General features: G+C 68.4%; 14 protein-coding genes. 4 read left to right on the top strand and 10 right to left on the bottom strand.

Annotated features, from left to right (window positions below; translation table 11 throughout):
* Positions 1-30: 30 nt before the first annotated feature.
* The 4 genes from ACFXIV_RS25045 to ACFXIV_RS25030 all read right to left on the bottom strand — a co-directional run bounded on the left by ACFXIV_RS25045 (position 31) and on the right by ACFXIV_RS25030 (position 5,197).
* Positions 31-1,833, bottom strand: a complete 1,803-nt coding sequence (locus ACFXIV_RS25045) for a choline/carnitine O-acyltransferase (protein WP_379400136.1) — start codon at positions 1,831-1,833, stop codon at positions 31-33.
* A gap of 190 nt (positions 1,834-2,023) precedes the next feature.
* The gene (locus tag ACFXIV_RS25040; protein WP_379400137.1) at positions 2,024-3,385 is read right to left on the bottom strand and encodes an NAD(P)/FAD-dependent oxidoreductase; all 1,362 of its coding nucleotides are present in this window, start codon (positions 3,383-3,385) and stop codon (positions 2,024-2,026) included.
* A 68-nt stretch (positions 3,386-3,453) separates the two neighbouring features.
* Positions 3,454-4,284, bottom strand: coding sequence for a class I SAM-dependent methyltransferase (locus ACFXIV_RS25035; RefSeq protein WP_379400138.1), 831 nt, complete (start codon positions 4,282-4,284; stop codon positions 3,454-3,456).
* Positions 4,285-4,297: 13 nt separating this feature from the next.
* Entirely contained in the window at positions 4,298-5,197 is a 900-nt protein-coding gene (locus ACFXIV_RS25030) for an arpA protein (protein WP_379400139.1), read from the bottom strand.
* A gap of 301 nt (positions 5,198-5,498) precedes the next feature.
* Here ACFXIV_RS25030 and ACFXIV_RS25025 point away from each other — a divergent pair, with 301 nt between their 5' ends.
* On the top strand, positions 5,499-6,413 hold the full coding sequence (locus ACFXIV_RS25025; RefSeq protein ID WP_379400140.1) for a toprim domain-containing protein: 915 nt from the start codon (positions 5,499-5,501) through the stop codon (positions 6,411-6,413).
* Here ACFXIV_RS25025 and ACFXIV_RS25020 read toward each other — a convergent pair.
* A complete protein-coding gene (locus ACFXIV_RS25020) occupies positions 6,398-7,393 on the bottom strand; it encodes a helix-turn-helix transcriptional regulator (protein WP_379400141.1) in 996 nt (331 codons plus the stop codon). The genes ACFXIV_RS25025 and ACFXIV_RS25020 overlap by 16 nt on opposite strands.
* Before the next feature lie 117 nt (positions 7,394-7,510).
* On the opposite strand from ACFXIV_RS25020, the gene ACFXIV_RS25015 reads away from it, so the two are divergent.
* Positions 7,511-8,635: an epoxide hydrolase family protein gene (locus ACFXIV_RS25015; RefSeq protein ID WP_379400142.1), complete on the top strand. Its 1,125-nt coding sequence runs from the start codon at positions 7,511-7,513 to the stop codon at positions 8,633-8,635.
* Positions 8,636-8,682: 47 nt separating this feature from the next.
* Here ACFXIV_RS25015 and ACFXIV_RS25010 read toward each other — a convergent pair whose 3' ends face one another.
* From ACFXIV_RS25010 to metH, 4 genes are all read right to left on the bottom strand, one after another.
* Positions 8,683-9,054 carry an MmcQ/YjbR family DNA-binding protein gene (locus ACFXIV_RS25010; RefSeq protein WP_379400143.1) on the bottom strand — a complete coding sequence of 124 codons (372 nt, stop codon included), beginning with the start codon at positions 9,052-9,054 and terminating at the stop codon, positions 8,683-8,685.
* A 74-nt stretch (positions 9,055-9,128) separates the two neighbouring features.
* Complete coding sequence (locus ACFXIV_RS25005; RefSeq protein WP_379400144.1) at positions 9,129-9,800, bottom strand: HAD family hydrolase; 672 nt, start codon at positions 9,798-9,800, stop codon at positions 9,129-9,131.
* 82 nt (positions 9,801-9,882) lie between these two features.
* Positions 9,883-11,589 (bottom strand): serine/threonine-protein kinase, encoded by a 1,707-nt coding sequence (locus ACFXIV_RS25000; protein ID WP_379400145.1) that lies wholly within the window; start codon positions 11,587-11,589, stop codon positions 9,883-9,885.
* Between the two features lie 79 nt (positions 11,590-11,668).
* Positions 11,669-15,247 carry a methionine synthase gene (gene metH / locus ACFXIV_RS24995; RefSeq protein ID WP_379400146.1) on the bottom strand — a complete coding sequence of 1,193 codons (3,579 nt, stop codon included), beginning with the start codon at positions 15,245-15,247 and terminating at the stop codon, positions 11,669-11,671.
* 116 nt (positions 15,248-15,363) lie between these two features.
* Between metH and ACFXIV_RS24990 the strand changes: the two genes are divergently transcribed.
* Positions 15,364-16,257: a PAC2 family protein gene (locus ACFXIV_RS24990; protein ID WP_379400147.1), complete on the top strand. Its 894-nt coding sequence runs from the start codon at positions 15,364-15,366 to the stop codon at positions 16,255-16,257.
* Between the two features lie 71 nt (positions 16,258-16,328).
* Here ACFXIV_RS24990 and ACFXIV_RS24985 read toward each other — a convergent pair whose 3' ends face one another.
* Complete coding sequence (locus tag ACFXIV_RS24985) at positions 16,329-16,634, bottom strand: hypothetical protein (RefSeq protein WP_379385993.1); 306 nt, start codon at positions 16,632-16,634, stop codon at positions 16,329-16,331.
* A gap of 245 nt (positions 16,635-16,879) precedes the next feature.
* Between ACFXIV_RS24985 and ACFXIV_RS24980 the strand changes: the two genes are divergently transcribed.
* Positions 16,880-18,019 carry an XRE family transcriptional regulator gene (locus tag ACFXIV_RS24980; RefSeq protein ID WP_379400148.1) on the top strand — a complete coding sequence of 380 codons (1,140 nt, stop codon included), beginning with the start codon at positions 16,880-16,882 and terminating at the stop codon, positions 18,017-18,019.
* Positions 18,020-18,061: the final 42 nt, after the last annotated feature.

The following is an 18,061-nucleotide window of genomic DNA, read 5'->3' as shown; positions in this document are numbered from 1 at the left end:
TTCAGATGGGCGCACACTCCCCGCAATCGGTTATACGGTGAGCAGTTCGGCGAGTTCGGTGACCGCCCCGCGCAGCTGCTCGGCGAAGTCGTGCATCTGCTGGGCGACGTGCTTGGGCGTGGCCAGGTAGAGGTTCCAGCGGTCGGGCAGCAGCACGTAGGCGATGCCGATGCACTTGGGGCTGGTGGAGCCGAACCCGAAGTACTGGATGTTCACCGACGGCGCGGAGCTGGTGCTCAGGTAGTCGTCGCGGGTGATGGTCCAGCCGGGGCTGTCGTAGAAGGCCATCGGGGCCGTCGCGCCGAGCTGTTCGCCGCGGCGGCGCTGGATCCACTGCAGTTCCCACAGGTGCTGTTCGGGAGCCTCGCCGCGCTGGCATTCCTGGGCGCGGCGCACGTGTGCCTCGGCGGCGGTGCGCAGGGCCACCAGTTTGCGGTCCCGGTCCACGGCCGGATCCTCCATGGCGGCAACGAAATCCAGCATCTCCTGGGTGATCACGCGCATGGCCTCGGTGCGACCGTTGCGGAACTGGCGGGTGGCGATGGATTCGTAGGTGGCGCCGTTGAGCCCCTTGCTGCGGCGGTGCGCGAGCTGATAGCTCAGCTGCGCGAAGGCGTCCGGGGAGATGCCCAGCCGCTTGGCGCGGTTGGTGCCGAAGTCGAACGACACCGTGGTGGTGGCGTTCTCGGCGGCGTACTGCGCGAAAGACGCTGCGGCGGAGGCGATCTCGGTCTTGGATTCCGGGCCGAGGACGAACTCGACGGGTTCGATGGCGGGCAGGCCCTGTGCCTGCGCGCCCGACTGTTCGGCGTGGTCGCTCACCGGCGCCTCGAGCAGGGTGTCGACGAAGGACAGGATGGTGGTGCCGTCCAGGCCGCAGTGCTCGACGTTGATGCCGGCCTCGCCGTCGGCGAAGACGATGAACGACACCGACTTGTCGAACCAGCGGTTGCCGCTGTCGCCGTGCAGCAGCTGGTCGCAGGCGTGCAGGGTGTCGCGGGGCGCGAAGTCCTCGAGGCAGACGCAGAACAGCGCGGTCTCGATGGTGTCGAAGGCGGCGGCATTGGCGGGCCGCAGGGCCGCGTAGACCGGCGCCCAGTCTGCGCGGGCGAGGGTGGTGAGGTGCCCGGGCGAGGTGTTGGTGGCGGCGCGGCGCGCACCGGCCTTCATGACGGCGCGCAGGCCGTCGGCGAGGTCCTCGGGGGTGTAGGGGACGCCGCCGGGGCCGATGACGTCCATGCGGAACATGGTGCCGCGGTAGAAGACCACGATGTGGCGGGCGTCCGAGGGTCCGGGCCAGGCATCGCTGTAGGGCACCCGCACGGTGTCCTGGGGCGCGTCCGGTATGCGCGTCTCGGAGAACAGGAACTTGTTCTGCGCCATGTTGAGTCGCGTGCCGCGCTGGGTGGCGGGCGGGATCTCCTCCTTGTCCAGGCGCAGCTTGTAGCCGACGGTCGCGGCGACGAGGGCGGCGGCGCGCTCGCTCTGGTCGGCGCTGGTCGAGGAGGCGAGGGCGGTGTCGTCCCGGAACAGGAAGAAGAAGTTCGCATTCAACGCGATCCGGTCGCGGCGGCCCAGGTAGCGGGAGGGCCAGAACTCGTCGAGCCAGCTGCGCACGCCCGGGGTCTGGTCGAACCGCTGCAGATCGGCGTGCAGGGTGCGGGCGGTGCTGTCGGGGCGCAGCAGATCCTCGACGGCGGCCGCGGTGGCGGCGTACTCGTCGGAGGTCAGCAGGGGCGCGCACCAGTGCAGGAAGCGGGTGCAGCTCTCCTCCAGGGTGGGCAGCGGGACGCGGGGCAGCTGCTCGTCGAAGGCGAAGGTGCTGTCGCTCAAGGGGTGTCCTCGTGGGGTCGTCGGATAGGGGCAACCTGGCATTTGCACACGCGTGACCATCCCCCTGGCGGTCACAGCACCCATTCTTGTCATCGAAACCGTCCGAGCGCCAGGCTTTCGCCCGAAACCACACGGTCCGGACCGGATGTGGATTTACTGCGCCACAATAGTTTTCATGCGGGTTCCGGAGTCACCCAGGATCGCCGATCCCCTTCAGCGCCTGCGGCACCTCGTCGGCCTGCAGATAGCAGCCCGACTGCTCGAATCCGCCGATGGTGTGAGTCGTGTAGTCGCCGTAGCCGATGCGCAGGAAGTCGTCGCCGCTGAGGCCGTGCACGGTCCAGTCGAAGGCCACGCGGGCGCGGGCGACGACCGTGCGCAGCGCCATCAGGTGGTAGCTGCGTGCCACGAATTGGGCTGGGACACCACGCAATCCGATGCCGAGCGGGCGTGCCAGCGCGTCGCGGCCGCCGAGGTCGACCACCATGCCGAGATCCGGATGCCGGTAGGGTTCGGATCGTCCGCCACGCAGGGTCGCCAGCAGGTTCTTGCCCAGGTGCCGGCCCTGGCGCATGGCGTGCTGGGCGGTGGGCGCGCACACCTTGTCGACGCCGTCGGTCAAATCAGGCACCGCGGCGGCGTCACCCATGGCCCACACGCCATCCAGCCCGGGAACAGAGAGGTCGGCGTGCGCGATGATGCGTCCCTTGTCGGTTTCCGCGCCGAGGTGCCCGGCCAGCGGGCTCGGGGTGACGCCGGCGGTCCACAGCACGGTGCGGGAGGGGATGAATCGCCCATTGGTGAGTTTCACCCCGTTGGCCGTCACCTCCGCCGCCGACGCTCCGGAGATGAGTTCGATACCGCGTTCGGCCAGAATCCTTTTCGCCTCCGCGCCGAGCCGCGCGCCCAGCTCCGGCATGATGCGGTCGCCGTGGGTGACCAGGTGCCACCGCACCATGCCGCGTTCGGTCTCGGGGAAGAAGCGCTCGGCGGCGGCGTGGCAGACCTTGTTGAGGACCGCGGCGGTTTCGGTCCCGGCGTAGCCCGCGCCGATGGTGACGAAATTGAGCCGCTCCTGGTCCCCGTCCAGCCCACCGCGCAGGGCGGCCACGTCCAGCTGCCGCAGCACATGGTCGCGCAGGTACATGGCCTCCGAGAGCGTCTTCATGCCGAAGCCGTGTTCCTCGAGCCCGGGCACATCGAGGACACGGGTGATGGAGCCCGGGGCCAGGACGAGATGGTCGTACTCGAGGGCGGTTTCGCGGCCGGTGGATCGGCGCACCACGACCCGCCGGGTGTCGTGGTCCACCCCGACCGCCATGCCCGGCACCACCTCGGTGCGGCGCAGGATCCGGCGCAGGGACACCGAGATCGACCGAGGGTTGAGGGTGCCGGAGGCGACCTGTGGCAGCAGCGGGAGATACAGCAGTCCGGCGTCGGGCGAGACGAGCTGGACGAACGCCTCGTCGGGCCGTACTCGGCGTTCCAGATATCGGGCGCACTCGACGCCCGCGAAACCACCGCCGATAATTACGATCTTCGCTGGTGCCACCGATTCACCGTAACAATCGTGGGGAGTTTTCAGGTGAATCCGGGATGTGAATTCGATGTGGGACGCGATCAGTGTTCGGTCGCGACGCTGATTTTCGGCCGGGACAGATACAGCTGGGCGTAGAGCCACCCGTCGGATTCGGCGCCGGCGGGATCGATTCCGCTGTCCGCCAGGGTGTTCAGTACCCGCGCCTGCTCGTCCGCGGAGGCGAAGCGCCGCTGGCGGAACACGCCGGGTGCGCGTTCGGTGCGATAGCCGAGGGTCTCCAGATGGGCGGCGATGGGGTCGAAGGAGAACATGCGCAGCACGAAATGCGCCATCCAGGGCAGTTTTCCGCCGTGGGCGCGGGCCACCCGCAGCAGGGTGCGTTCGGAGACGTAGCCGACGCAGCCGGTGGAGATGACCAGGTCCGCGACGGCGAGGGTGCGACGCTGGGCCTCGGTGGGCTCGCCCGACTCCAGGTCGGCGTGCACGGCGTCCTGGAGGAAGCCGGCGGCGCCGGCGTAGTCGAGGGCGGGGCGGGAGGCGTCCATACCGATGAAGCGGACGCCGGGGAGCTGATCATGGGTGTGCAGCAGCTGCCGGTCGCGGTCGATGAGCGCGGCGGTGTCGTCCGCGTCGCGGCCGCGGTACCGTCCGGCCAGGTCGGTCATGGTGGTGTCCAGGCGCAGCAGGGCCGCGTTCACGCCGTAGGAGCAGCCGATATCGAGGACGGCGGGGGTGGCGATGCCGGTGGCCGACCGATACTCCGCGAGTAATCGCTGGAAATGCGGTTTGGCCAATTCCGGTATCTGGTAATCCAATTCGGCCATGCGCGCGTAATACTCGCGTGGATCGGGGCGGTCGTAGATGTGGTCGAACGAGGCTTTTCCGGTGGAGCTGTGTAACGAAACCGGCACGCGCTGTTCCCTCTCAGTCGAGCAGTCGATCGCCGCGGACCTCACCGACGGCCAGATGATCCGGCAGTACCCGCCCGAACAGCTGCCGGGTCCGCTCGGCGGTGCCGACCAGTCCCGGGGTGTCGCTGTAGGCGAAGATCGCCGAATGCCGTTGCACCGTCCCGCCTACGGGCGAGACCCGGTGCAACGAGAATCTCCCCTGGAACAGCTGCAGATCCCCCGGCCGCAACTCCAGCCGCCGGATGAACCGCTCCCCCTGCCCCGTCAGCACGGCCCGCACATCCGCGAGGTGCTCCGCCTCCCGCGACCGGATGTTCGGGCAGTACTCGAACACCCCACCGCAGTCCGGCTCCTGCGTGAGCATGCTGACGGTGAACTCGTTGGTATCGAAATGCCACGGATGCGACATTCCCGGCGCGACCACATTGAGGCACAACCCCGCCAGCGGATCGGTGTACTCGTGCAGCTCGGTCAGCCCGAAGCAGTCGGCCACGAACCGCTGGAACCGGCGATCGGTGTACAGCCGCTGGATCAGCGCGTCGGCGGGAATGAGATCCCTTGCCACGAACGCGTTCCCGCGGTGCAGCACGATCCGCCCCGGATGGTCCGGCGGGAGATCGGTATCGAGGGGAATGTTGTACGCGTTGACGTCCTCCACGGTGTAATACGCGTGCGGAGCCAATGCCACCCCCTCGCCGCGCAAGGTATCCAGCAGCTCGGGTCTGATGAACCCGCGCAGTACGCAGCATCCATCCGCGGCCAGCTCGGCCCGCGCGTCGCCCACCGCCGCCAGCCACGCCGCAGTCCCCGGCGAGTCCAGCGGATACTTCCCGACATCTACTCCCGGCACCGGCTCCCCGCCCGCCGCCGCATCGGCTTCCCACGAGTCTGCCCGACCCCCGACCGCAACCATGCGGCCTATTCTTGCTGCTGAACGCCCGACACGCCCGAGTTCCACTCCGATTGTGAATACTCACCATTCCTGCGCCCCAGCAGGTTTCATACGGTACAGGTCGTCCGCTTCATGGCAGCCGCCATCGGCCGTCGCGACTCTACGCCACCCGGATCAGCCGATATCCACCGCCCGGGCGAGTCCATCCCGCGCCAGGGCGAGGCGGACATCGGGCGGTTGATTCCGGTTGCGCTACAAGCGGATTCATGACGGTTGACAACGCTCCTGAACGGGGTACACCGGTAGTGAGAGGACCGGCGTGATGGGCAGTCAGGGATCGTGGGAGACCATCAACCGGGCGCTGAATCGGGTGTCCGGGCCGGGGCGGCGCGGCACCGAGTGGACTACCTACCTGTGTCCGGTGCACGAGGCGGATGGGCGGCGGCATCGGCCGTCGCTGGGGGTCGTGTACAACCTGCAGCGGCAGCGGACGGTTGTCCGGTGTTTCGCCGGGTGTTCGGATGAGGAGGTGCTGGAGCGGCTCGGGCTGCGGGTGCGGGACCTGTTCGACGCGCCGGTGGAGCGGCGGGGGTCGCCGACGCGGGAGACGGTGGAGACGGGGCTGGCCGATCGGGCCATTTTGGCTGCGGGACTGTCGCTTTCGGTGCACAAGCGTGACTTCGGTCCGCCGATCGGACGGTCACGGCGGGTGGCGGCATATATCTACCGGTGGCCGGATGGCAGTCCGGCGGGGTGTGTGTTCCGGGTTCGGACCCTGCATCGGCAGGGGTATGTGAAGAGCTTCTATCAGCAGCGCCGGACCGAAACCGGTTGGGAGTACGGCGGATTCGAGCGTCTTCCGTTCCGTTTGCCGGAGGTGATCGACGCCGTGGAGGACGGCCGCGACATCGTCGTCTGCGAGGGTGAGGCCGATGTTCTCACTGCCACGCGTGCCGGGTTGACCGCCACCTGCAATGCGGGCGGGGCGAACGGGTGGCATCGGGAGCATGCCGAATGGCTGCGCGGTGCGCATAGGGTGTGGGTGGTCGCCGATCGGGATGCGCCGGGGTATCGGCATGCGGCGAAAGTTGCCGAGTCACTGGTCGATTGCGTGGATGAGCTGCGGGTGATGCAGGCTCGGGACGGGAAGGATCTCACCGATCACTGCAATGCGGGGCATCAGGTGTCGGAACTGGATCCGGTGCCCGTGCTGGACGAGCACTATCGCGGGCGGTGAGCACGGTCGCGGGCGGTCGCTCGGCCGGCGGTGGCGACGGCACGCTGGTAGCGGTCGATCAGGGTGCGCAGGGCGGCGACCAGATCGGGGGAATCGACGATGTCGAAGTCGGCGTCCAGCAGACCCAGGTAGAGGGCGAGCATTTCCGGGTGGTCGGAGCCGGGTTCGAAGGCGCAGCGGTTGTCACCGAGTTCCTCGATGTCGATGGGGATCGGGATGCGGGCGCGGACATGAGCGGCGGGGGCGTGCACGATCACGCGGGCGCGGAAATGCCACGTCGCCGAGCCGATTCCGCGTTCGACGTAGGACGCGATCTCGGGGTCGGGTGGCAGGGGGCGCGGGGTGAACCGCGGTCCGGCCGGTGGGCGCGGGTCCATGCGGTCGACGCGGAAGGTGCGCCAGTCAACGCGGTCGAGATCCCAGGCCAGCAGGTACCAGCGCTGGCGGTGGTTGACGACACGGTACGGCTCGACCACACGCCGGGAGGATGCGCCCGAGTGGGTCCGATAGTCGAACCGCAGGCGTTCGTGGTCGCGGCACGCGGCGGCGATGGCGGTCAGCGCGTCGGCGCTGACCCGGGGCCCGCGCATCGGAACCGGCAATGCGTTGTGGAAGGCACTGACCCGATGCCGCAGCCGTGACGGCAGGATCTGCTGCAGCTTGGTGAGCGCGCGCAGCGATGTCTCCTCGATGCCGAGAACCGAACCGCTTGCGGCGGTGCGTAATCCGACGGCCACCGCGACGGCCTCGTCATCGTCGAGCAGCAGCGGCGGCAGCGCGCCACCGGTCCCGAGCCGGTATCCCCCGTCCACGCCGGGCCGCGCTTCCACCGGATAGCCGAGTTCGCGCAGCCGATCCATGTCCTTGCGGATCGTGCGCGGGGTGACCTCGAGCCGTGTGGCGAGTTCGGCCCCGGTCCAGTCGCGCCGGGATTGCAGCAGCGACAGCAGCCGCAGCAGGCGGGCGGAGGTTTCCAACATTTCTCGATGGTATCCGCGAATTGCGGAACGAACTGTTCCTCAATAGTCCATACCGTGGTGTCGAGCCGAAGATGAAGAGCCTCCGGCGAGGTTCTCCCTAGTGAACGGAACAGCCTGATGAGCACCGAGATTCGCCCCTTCACCCTCGACGTTCCCCAGTCCGACCTGGACTATCTGCACGACCGCCTGGACCGCGCCCGCTGGGCCGCCCAGCTGCCCGGCACCGGCTGGGAGCGCGGCATCCCCGAAACCGCCCTGCACGAGCTGGCCGACTATTGGCGCACCGAATTCGATTGGCGCGCACAGGAAGCCAAGCTCAATGCCTTCCCCCAGTTCACCACCGAGATCGACGGCCAGCACATCCACTTCCTGCATGTCCGCTCCGAGCGCCCCGATGCCCGGCCGCTGCTGATCACCCACGGATTCCCCAGCTCGATCGCCGAGTTCATGGGCCTGATCGGCCTGCTCACCGACCCGGCCGAGGGCCCGGCCTTCCATGTGATCGCCCCGTCCCTGCCCGGCTACACCCTGTCCACGCCGCTGAGCGCCGTCGGCTGGACCATGGCCCGCGCCGCCCGCGCGTGGATCGAGCTCATGGCCCGCCTGGGTTACGACCGCTACGGCGTGCACGGCGGCGATGTCGGCAGCGGCGTCTCGGGCCTGGTCGCGGCCCTGGACCCCGAGCACGTCACCGGCGTCCATGTGGTCACCGACCCGCTCACCGCCGCCAATGTCGCCACCTTCCTGCCCGGTTTGGCCGACGGCCTCGACCCCAACGACCCGATCGACAAGGTCATTCTGGATCGGATGGACGCCTTCCGCCGCGAGGGTTCCGGCTACCTGGCCATCCAGAATTCCCGCCCCCAGACCATCGGCTACGGCCTGGTCGACTCCCCCCTGCTCCAATTGGCCTGGATCGCCGAGAAATTCGATGCGTGGACCGACCTCCCCATCGACCGCGACCAACTGCTCACCACCGTCAGCCTCTACTGGTTCACCGGCTCCGGCGCGTCGGCCGCCCACACCCTCTACGAGCAGTCCCACTCCACCGAATGGGGCACTCCCCCGTCGGTCCCCCAGGGCTTCGCCATCTTCGGCGCGGACGAGACCGTCCGCCGCGTCGTCCCCGCCCCCGCCGACGCCCACTGGACCGAATTCGAACGCGGCCTGCACTTCCCGGCCATGGAGGCCCCCGCCAACCTGGCCCGCGACCTCCAGACCTTCTTCGGCCCCCTGCGCTGACCCCGGAAAACGTGAACCGGCCCGGCGATACCGCCGGGCCGGTCTCCTCACTCGGACGCCATCCGCCGATCCAGCTCCGCCACAAGCCGTTTCGCCGCCACCACCCGATAGGCGTCCTCGACGATCTCCCCGATCTCGTCCCACTCCACGGCTGTATCCAGATACACGCCGAGCCACCCGCGATGCCCCACATACGGCGGCCGGAAGAACCGCTCCGGCTCGGCGGCCACCAACTCCTCCTGCACCCCCGCCGGTGCCGCACACCAGAATCCGACCCGCTCGTCATGATGATGGTCCGCGAACATCACGAACATCTTCTTCCCGCCCGCGAACCAGCACGGCTCCCCGTGACTGACCCGCTCGGCCACCTCGGGCAGCCCGGTGCACACACCCCGCAGCAACTCCAGGACGCTCTCCATACCCGCAGGCTAGGCGACGAATAGCCCGCAGCCTTGGACGAATGGGAACCCCGGCGGGGTCATGGTGTTCGGAGTCAGCCGATTCCGGCGGGGACGAGATCGCCGAGGTCGGTCATGGTCAACCCGACCAGGCTCTCCCGGAAGGTTCGGCCCGGGGCGTCCGGGACCGCGACCTCGCACGGCACCACCAGGAGCGCGCAGCCGGCGGCCTGGGCGGCGATCGAGCCGGTGGGCGAATCCTCGATGGCGACCGCGTTTTCCGGCGCGACGCCGAGAAGTTCGGCGGCTCGGAGGTAGACGTCCGGGGCGGGCTTGCCGTGGGGCACCTCGTCGGCGCAGACGGTGGCGCCGAAGAACTCGCGGCCGATGGTGTTCAGGCCGTACTCCGTCAGCGACCGCTTGGTGTTGGTGACCAGGGCCATCGGAATGCCTGCGGCCTGCACCATTTCCAGCGCTTCACGCGCGCCGGGACGCCAGGGCACCGGGCCGTGGAACAGTTCGGTGACCCGTCGCTCCATCCAGTCCGAGGCCGTGGCGACCGCCTCGGGGGTGTGCTCGATACCCAAGCCCTCGAACAGAATCCGGAAGGCGTTCGGGCCGGACGCACCGATCAGCGCGTGCCGGACCGTGTCGGTCAGCGCCCGCCCGTACTCGCCTGCCAGTTCGCGCAATGCCATGTCCCAGAGCTTTTCCGAGTCCAGCAGCGTTCCGTCCATGTCCCACAACACCGCGTCCAACCGCGCCACCGACTCGCACTCCTTCCACACCACCTGAACCAAAAACCGGCTCCGCCGCGGGGCGGAGCCGGTTCAGCCTATCGGGGACCGATCACAGACCCGAGGCCGCGATCATCAGGTGCCCGGTCGAGGAGTCGACCTGGATCCACCGGTTCTCGGTGGACACCTGCCCGTTCTTGAGCACGTAGGTCAGCGCCACCACCGCCCGGTTGTCGCCGTTGGGCGTGATCGCGCCCACGCTCACCGACGAGATGCCGCCCCAGAACTGCGCGTACGCGTTGTAGCCGCCCGTGGAGGACTGGTAGCCGGGCGACAGCATCGACCACGCACCGCCCACATTGCCGGGGAGCATGCCGTAGTAGCCCTGGATGAACGAGGTCACCGAGGTCGCCGGCGGCGGGCCGAACGGTGTCGTCGAGGACGGCGGCACGGTGGTCGTGCTCGGCCGGGCCGAGGAGGTGGGCGCCACCGACGAAGTCGGCGCGGGCGTGGTGGTCGGGGCGTGGGTGGCCGCACCCGCCTCGCCGGTGTGCGTGGGCTGCGTGCCGCCGTCGGCCTGGCCCATATTGTCCGGGGAGGTCGCCGGAATCGGCGAGGCCCCCGCGCCGACCGAGCCGCCGTTGCTCGCCAGCGGCTGGTTGCCGCCACCGCTGTTGTGACTGAACGACACGGCGATCACGACGGCCACCACGAGCGCGGCCACCACGCCGGCCGCCGCCAGCACCAGCCGCCGCGGATTCCGGTCCGCGCCACCGGTTTTCGCTCCCCCGGTCGCGCCCGGCGGCGGCGGGCCCGGCACCGTCCCGCGCGGCGGCGACGCATGCGCGGCCATATCAACATGCACGGTGGCGTCGGTGGCATTGCTGGGCGCGCCGCTGCGCGAGGTCGACATCACCGTCGTAGCGGCCGAACCGTCCACGGCGGCAGCGGCACTCATCGCGGGCAGCACCTTGGTCTGCTGGATCGGCACGGCCGGGGCCCGCCCCTCCGCCACCGCCTGCAGCCGTTCCGCGGCCTGCACCATGGTCGGCCGGTCCGCGCCCTCGGCCGCGAGCAGGTCCATCAGCACCGGCGCGAGCGCCGCGGCATGGGTCGGCGGCGGCACCTGGGCGCGCGCCACCGAATGCAGCACCGCCAGGGGGTTGTCGCCCTCACCGAAGGGCGGCTTCCCCTCGACCGCCGCGTAAAGCGTTGAGCCCAGGGCGAACACGTCGGAGGTGGGCTCCGGGTTCTCGCCCCGCGCCACCTCCGGCGACAGGTAGGCGGGCGTGCCCGCCAGGAACCCCGTGGAGGTGACAGTCACGTCCCCGGTGGCCCGCGAGATGCCGAAGTCGGTGATCTTCACCGTCCCGTCGTCGGCCACCAGGATATTGGCGGGCTTGACATCCCGGTGCACGATCCCGGCCTTGTGGGCCGCGGCCAGCGCCTCGGCCACCTTGGCCCCGATCCGCGCCACCTCGACCGGCTCGAGCTTGCCCTTCTCCCGCATGAGCGCCGCCAGGCTGACGGCATCCACGTATTCCATGACGAGCCAGGGCTGGCCGTCCTCCTCCGCCACGTCGAACACGGTGACGGCGTTGGGATGATGCAGTCGCGCCGCGATGCGCCCCTCACGCATCGCCCGCATCCTGGCCTCGACGGCCTGCGACCGGGTCAGCCCCGGTGTCAGCAGCAATTGCTTGACCGCGACCGTGCGCCGCAGCCGAACATCGGTCGCGCGCCACACGACCCCCATAGCACCGGTGCCGATCGGATCCGTTAGCCGGTACCGCCCCGCAATCAGCCGGTCTGCGCTCATGTGGTTGTGCCCCTCCTGCTGGCTTTCGCGCCGAGCACCCCTGCAACTCTGCGCGAAGCCCGGAAATCTGGTGAAAATCTTAAGCGTTGAAGTACTTGGCTTCCGGATGCAGCAGCACGAACGCATCCGTGGACTGCTCCGGATGCAGTTGCAACTCCTCCGACAGCATCACTCCGATCCGGCCGGCGTCCAGCAGCTCCACGAGTTTGGCCCGATCCTCGAGATCCGGGCAGGCACCATAGCCGAACGAGTACCGCGCGCCACGGTATCCGAGTTTGAAGTAATCCAACACATCGGCGGGATCCTCGTCGGCGACCGAATGTCCTTCCAGTGTGAGCTCTTCCCGAATCCGGCGGTGCCAAAACTCGGCTAGTGCCTCGGTCAGTTGCACGCCGATGCCGTGCACCTCGAGATAGTCGCGGTAATTGTCGCCCGCGAACAGCACATTGGCGAAGTCGGCAATCGGCTTACCCATGGTGACCAGCTGGAACGGCAGCACATCCACCTGACCGGTCTGCTTCGCGTACTCGCGTGAGCGAATGAAATCGGCGATGCAGAGGAACCGGTCGCGTTGCTGACGCGGGAATGTGAACCGGAAGCGTTCCGGCGCATCGGGATTCGGCTCGGTGAGAACAATCACATCGTCGCCCTCGGACACGGCCGGGAAATAGCCGTACACCACCGCGGCGTGCTGCAGCACGCCCTCGGCGGTCAGCCGATCCAGCCAGTACCGCAGACGCGGACGGCCTTCGGTCTCCACCAGCTCCTCGTACGAAGGTCCCTCGCCGCCGCGCTGGCCGCGCAGGCCCCACTGGCCCAGGAACAGCGCCCGCTCGTCGAGCAGGCTCGAGTACTCGTTGACCGACAGGCCCTTCACGATGCGCGAACCCCAGAACGGCGGCGTCGGCACCGGCAGCTCCGCGGCCACATCCGAGCGCTCGGGCACCTCGACCGGCACCTCGGCGGCCTTGCGCTGCTCGGCGATCCGCTTGGACCGCTCGTGGCGGGCCTTGCGCTCGGCGACCTTCTCGCGGGCGGCGAGCGCCTCCGGAGAATCCGGGTCGGCCGCGCCGCCGCGCTTGAAGGTCATGATCTCGTCCATGAGCCGCAGACCCTCGAAGGCGTCACGCGCGTAGTGCACCTCGCCGTCGTAGACCGCGGTGAGGTCGTTCTCCACGTACGCGCGGGTCAGCGCCGCGCCGCCCAGGAGCACCGGGAACTGTTCCGCGACACCGCGGCTGTTGAGCTCCTCGAGGTTCTCCTTCATGACCACGGTGGATTTCACCAGCAGCCCGGACATGCCGATGACATCGGCCTTCTTGTCCACGGCGGCATCCAGGATCGTCGAAATCGGTTGCTTGATACCGAGATTCACGACCTCGTAGCCATTGTTGGACAGAATGATGTCCACCAGGTTCTTGCCGATGTCGTGCACGTCGCCCTTGACGGTGGCCAGCACGATGCGGCCCTTGCCGGAATCGTCGGTGGCCTCCATGTGCGGTTCCAGGTAGGCGACCGCGGTCTTCATGGTCTCGGCGGACTGCAGCACGAACGGCAGCTGCATCTGCCCCGAACCGAACAGCTCGCCAACGGTTTTCATGCCCGCCAGCAGCGTCTCGTTGATGATCTGCAGTGGCGGCACCTCGGCCATCGCGGCATCCAGATCGGCGTCCATACCGGCCTTCTCGCCGTCCACGATGCGCCGCTCGAGCCGCTCGAACAGCGGCAGCGCCGCCAGTTCCTCGGCCCGCGACGCCTTCGACGAGGCCGCCGACACGCCCTCGAACAGCGCCATCAGCTTCTGCAGCGGGTCGTAGTCCTCGGTGCGCCGGTCGTAGACCAGATCCAGCGCCGTTTGCCGCTGCTCCTCCGGAATCCGTGCCATGGGCAGGATCTTCGAGGCGTGCACGATGGCCGAGTCCAGGCCCGCCTCGACGCATTCGTTCATGAACACCGAGTTGAGCACCTGCCGCGCGGCCGCGTTCAGGCCGAAGGAGATGTTCGAAAGACCCAGCGTGGTCTGCACATCCGGGTGCCGCTTCTTGAGTTCGCGGATGGCCTCGATGGTTTCGAGGCCGTCGCGTCGCGACTCCTCCTGGCCGGTGCCCAGGGTGAAGGTCAGCGTGTCGATGATGATGTCGGACTCGTCGAGCCCCCAGTTGCCGGTGATGTCGGCGATGAGGCGCTCGGCGATCTCCACCTTCTTCTCGGCGGTGCGCGCCTGGCCCTCCTCGTCGATGGTCAGCGCCACCACGGCCGCACCATGTTCGGCGACCAGCGCCATGGTCTGCTGGAACCGCGAATCCGGCCCCGCACCGTCCTCGTAGTTCACCGAGTTGATGGCGCAGCGCCCGCCCAGGTGCTCCAAACCGGCCTTCAGCACCGGGGTTTCGGTGGAGTCCAGCATGATCGGCAGGGTGGACGCGGTCGCCAGCCGGGAGGCCAGCTCGGTCATATCGGCGGCGCCGTCGCGGCCCACGTAGTCCACGCACAGGTCCAGCATGTGGGCGCCGTCGCGGGTCTGGTCCTTGGCGATGTCCAGGCACTTCTGCCAGTCGCCGGCCAGCATGGCGTCCCGGAAAGCCTTGGAGCCGTTGGCATTCGTGCGCTCACCGATCATCAGGACCGAGGCGTCCTGCTCGAACGGCACCGAGCTGTAGATCGACGACACGCTCGGCTCGTGCACCGGATCCCGCTTGGCCTGCTGGACCTCGCGCACCGCCTCGGCCACCTGCCGGATGTGCTCGGGCGTGGTGCCACAGCAGCCGCCGACCAGCGACAACCCGAACTCGGACACGAACTGGCTCAGTGCGACCGCCAGCTCCTCCGGCGTCAGCGGGTACTCCGCGCCGTTCGCACCCAGGATCGGCAGACCGGCGTTCGGCATGACCGACACCGGCAGCTGCGCGTGCTTGGACAGATGCCGCAGATGCTCGCTCATCTCGTCCGGACCGGTGGCGCAGTTCAGCCCGATCATGTCGATGCCGAGCTTCTCGAGTGCGGTCAGCGCCGCGCCGATCTCGGAGCCGACCAGCATGGTCCCGGTGGTCTCCATGGTCACGTGCGTGATGATCGGGATCCGGCGCCCGGCCTGGTCCATGGCCCGGTGACTGCCGGTGACCGCGGCCTTGACCTGCAGCAGGTCCTGGCAGGTCTCGATGAGGATGGCGTCGGCGCCGCCGTCGAGCATGCCGAGCGCGGCCTCGCTGTAGGCGTCGCGCAGGGCGGCGTAGGGCGCGTGGCCCAGGGTGGGCAGCTTGGTGCCCGGGCCCATGGAACCCAGCACGTACCGGGGAGTCCCGTCGGCGGACGGTCCCATCTCGTCGGCCACCTCGCGGGCGAGGCGGGTGCCGCGCTCGGACAGGTCGCGAATGCGGTCGGCGATGTCGTAATCGGCCAGGTTGGGCAGGTTGCACCCGAAGGTATTGGTCTCGACGGCATCGGCGCCGGCCTCGAAATAGGCCCGGTGGATGTGGCGCAGCACGTCGGGGCGGGTGTCGTTGAGGATTTCGTTGCATCCCTCGAGGCCGCGGAAATCGTCGAGAGTGAGATCCGCGGCCTGCAGCATCGTGCCCATCGCACCGTCCCCGATCACGACACGCCGTCTGAGCGTGTCCAAGAGGGTGGTGTCGAATTCGGCGCGGCTGCGTACAGACATGTACTCAAGAGTAGTGGGAGACGCCGACAATCCCTGCGCCGGTGTGCGGTGCTACCCCAACTCCTACATTGCGCGTCGCATGCACACTGCGTCTACGCACACCGTAGGCTGACCGGGTGAACGCCAGTGAATCCCCGGTGCCACCCGAATCGGACCTGCCTACGCTGCGGGATCCGGTGCTCGTGGCCGCCTTCGAAGGCTGGAACGATGCGGCCGATGCCGCCAGTGGCGCGGTCGAGCATCTGGAACTGATCTGGGACGCGCAGCCGCTGGCCGAGCTCGACTCCGAGGACTATTACGACTATCAGGTGAACCGGCCGACGGTCCGGCAGGTGGACGGGGTGACCCGCGAGATCCAGTGGCCCGCGGCCATGCTGTCGGTCTGCTCGCCCCCGGGCAGCGATCGGGACGTCGTGCTCCTGCGGGGCGTCGAGCCGAATATGCGCTGGCGCAGCTTCTGCAACGACATCCTCGAATTCGTCGAGCAGCTCGGGGTGTCCACGGTGGTGATCCTGGGCGCGCTGCTGGCCGACACCCCGCACACCCGGCCGGTTCCGGTCACCGGGACCGCTTACAACAAGGAAGCCGCGGAGCGCTTCAACCTGGAGCAGACCCGCTACGAGGGACCGACCGGTATTACCGGAGTGCTGCAGGACGCGTGCGTGCGCGCGGGCGTCCCGGCCATCTCCTTCTGGGCGGCGGTGCCGCACTACGTCTCCCAGCCGCCCAACCCCAAGGCCATCATCGCCCTGCTACACCGGGTCGAGGACGTCCTCGATGTCGAGGTGCCGCTCGGCGGTCTGCCCGAGCAGGCCGAGGAGTGGGAGGGCGCGGTCAACGAGATGACCGCCGGCGACGAGGAGATCGCCGAGTACGTGCGCTCGCTCGAGGAGCGCGGCGATGCCGAGGTCGACATCAACGACGCCATGGCCAAGATCGACGGTGACGCCATCGCGGCCGAGTTCGAGAAGTACCTGCGCCGCCGCGGACGGGGCGGCTTCGGTCTCTGACACGAGGCTTCCGACACCGAACCCATTGCCGCACCTGCGTTCACGCGCAGGTGCGGCGTTCGTTTCGACGGCTAGTGCTCTACGGCCCAGATCTTGACGGAGGCCTCGTGGGCCAGCTTCGCGATCAGAAGATCGCGCGGAATGGTCTGCCCCGCAAGGTGATCGAGCGACGGCACCACCACGTGGTGGGCATCGGCACGCTTGAGTTCGGCCGTCAGCTCCGCGAACGCGGTGCCGTCGCCGGGGGTCGATTCATGGAACGTGGCGGCGAAGCAGAGGCCGGCGGACTGAGCGAGCCCGCACATGGCGTTCTCCAGCTCTTCGCTGCGGCCGTCGGCCAGATCGTCACGCACGTACCCATAGATCAACGCTTCCACCCGAACCTCCGTTGGATTGGGGATCGCTGTCATGAATGTGCCCTGCTGAACAGTTTGGCGTAATCACGAATGCAATTGCAGATGTCAACCCACTGACATCGAGATGCCCTATCCGGGTCCATCCTTCGTTAACTGGTGAGATACTACAGAGCGTGTCCGCCGGTGACGATCGACCTGTCTGGGCCGTCCGAATGCGTGCCGAACGTGATACTCGGGGATGGTCTCAAGCCGATGCGATCCGTGCCATGCGGGGCAAATCGAGCCACAATCTGCCAACGGACAGCACACTTCTGCGCAACTGGCGGCGCTGGGAGTCCGGGGAATCGCGGCCGGACGATTTCTACGCTCCGATCATCGCGGCGGCTTTCGATACGGTGACGGCCGCCTTCTTTCCCAAAGCGCGGCCCAATCGGGACGACGAGATGCTCTCGGCCACGGGGATGGACACGCTGGAATTCATTGGGCGGCTACGTATGTCCGATGTGTCCGCCTCTACGCTCGACGCCATTCGCATCACCGCTGATCGGCTGTGTTCGGAGTATCCGTGCGCCGATCCGCACGAGTTGCATGCCGAGGGTACGGCGTGGCTGCGGCGCATCACTTCACTACTGGACGGTCGTTTGACTCTCGCGCAGCATCGGGAGGTCCTGGTGCTGGCCGGATGGGTTGCCCTGCTGGTCGGTTGCGCCGATTACGATCTCGGCTGGCGCACCGCCGCCGAGGCGACCCGCCGGGCCGCGCTCTCCCTCGGCCAGGAGGCCGAGCACGCCGAAATCATCGGCTGGGGAGCCGAAATGGCCGCCTGGTTCGCACTCACGCAGGCCAACTACCGGGGCGCCATCGAGACCGCCGAGGCCGCGCACACCACCACCGACCACCTGGGCGTCGGCGTCCAGCTGGCCGCACAGCGCGCCAAGGCGTGGGCACGGCTCGGTGACCGCCGCGAGGTGGAAAGGGCGCTCGCCCAGGGCCGTTCGATCCTGGACACCATCGAGCATCCGTCCAATCTGGACAATCACTTCGTGGTCGATCCGCAGAAGTTCGACTTCTACGCGATGGACTGCTGCCGGGTAGCCGGGGACGACCGGCTCGCGGAAAACTATGCCCGGCAGGTGATCTTGACCGCCACCCGCCCTGACGGCAGCATCCGCAAACCCATGCGGGTCGCCGAGGCGCACCTGACGCTGGCGGTGGTCGCCATCCGCGATCGCAATCTGGAGCTCGCCCTCGACGAGGGCGTGCGGGCCTTCGCCGGCAAGCGCCGCTCGCTGCCCTCGCTCATGTGGATCGCGGGTGAGACGGCGCGGGAGATGATCGAGCGCTTCCCCGGCGATCCGCGCACCCGGACCTATCTGGATCAGCTGCGCGCACTGGCCGCGGGCTGACACCTCCCTCGCAGCACGCCGAGACATCCCTCGCAGCACGCT

Source organism: Nocardia sp. NPDC059236 (assembly GCF_042754085.1).
GTDB lineage: Bacteria > Actinomycetota > Actinomycetes > Mycobacteriales > Mycobacteriaceae > Nocardia.
The sequence above is the reverse complement of the archived record's forward strand: the minus strand, read 5'-3'. Positions and strand labels throughout refer to the sequence as shown.

Bases quoted from the DNA above. Each gene is read 5' to 3' on its own strand.
- metH (WP_379400146.1), bottom strand. From the start codon at position 15,247: ATGTCTGTACGCAGCCGCGCCGAATTCGACACCACCCTCTTGGACACG.
- ACFXIV_RS25015 (WP_379400142.1), top strand. From the start codon at position 7,511: ATGAGCACCGAGATTCGCCCCTTCACCCTCGACGTTCCCCAGTCCGAC.
- ACFXIV_RS25000 (WP_379400145.1), bottom strand. From the start codon at position 11,589: ATGAGCGCAGACCGGCTGATTGCGGGGCGGTACCGGCTAACGGATCCG.
- ACFXIV_RS25010 (WP_379400143.1), bottom strand. From the start codon at position 9,054: ATGGAGAGCGTCCTGGAGTTGCTGCGGGGTGTGTGCACCGGGCTGCCC.
- ACFXIV_RS25030 (WP_379400139.1), bottom strand. From the start codon at position 5,197: ATGGTTGCGGTCGGGGGTCGGGCAGACTCGTGGGAAGCCGATGCGGCG.
- ACFXIV_RS25025 (WP_379400140.1), top strand. From the start codon at position 5,499: ATGGGCAGTCAGGGATCGTGGGAGACCATCAACCGGGCGCTGAATCGG.
- ACFXIV_RS24980 (WP_379400148.1), top strand. From the start codon at position 16,880: ATGCGGGGCAAATCGAGCCACAATCTGCCAACGGACAGCACACTTCTG.
- ACFXIV_RS25020 (WP_379400141.1), bottom strand. From the start codon at position 7,393: ATGTTGGAAACCTCCGCCCGCCTGCTGCGGCTGCTGTCGCTGCTGCAA.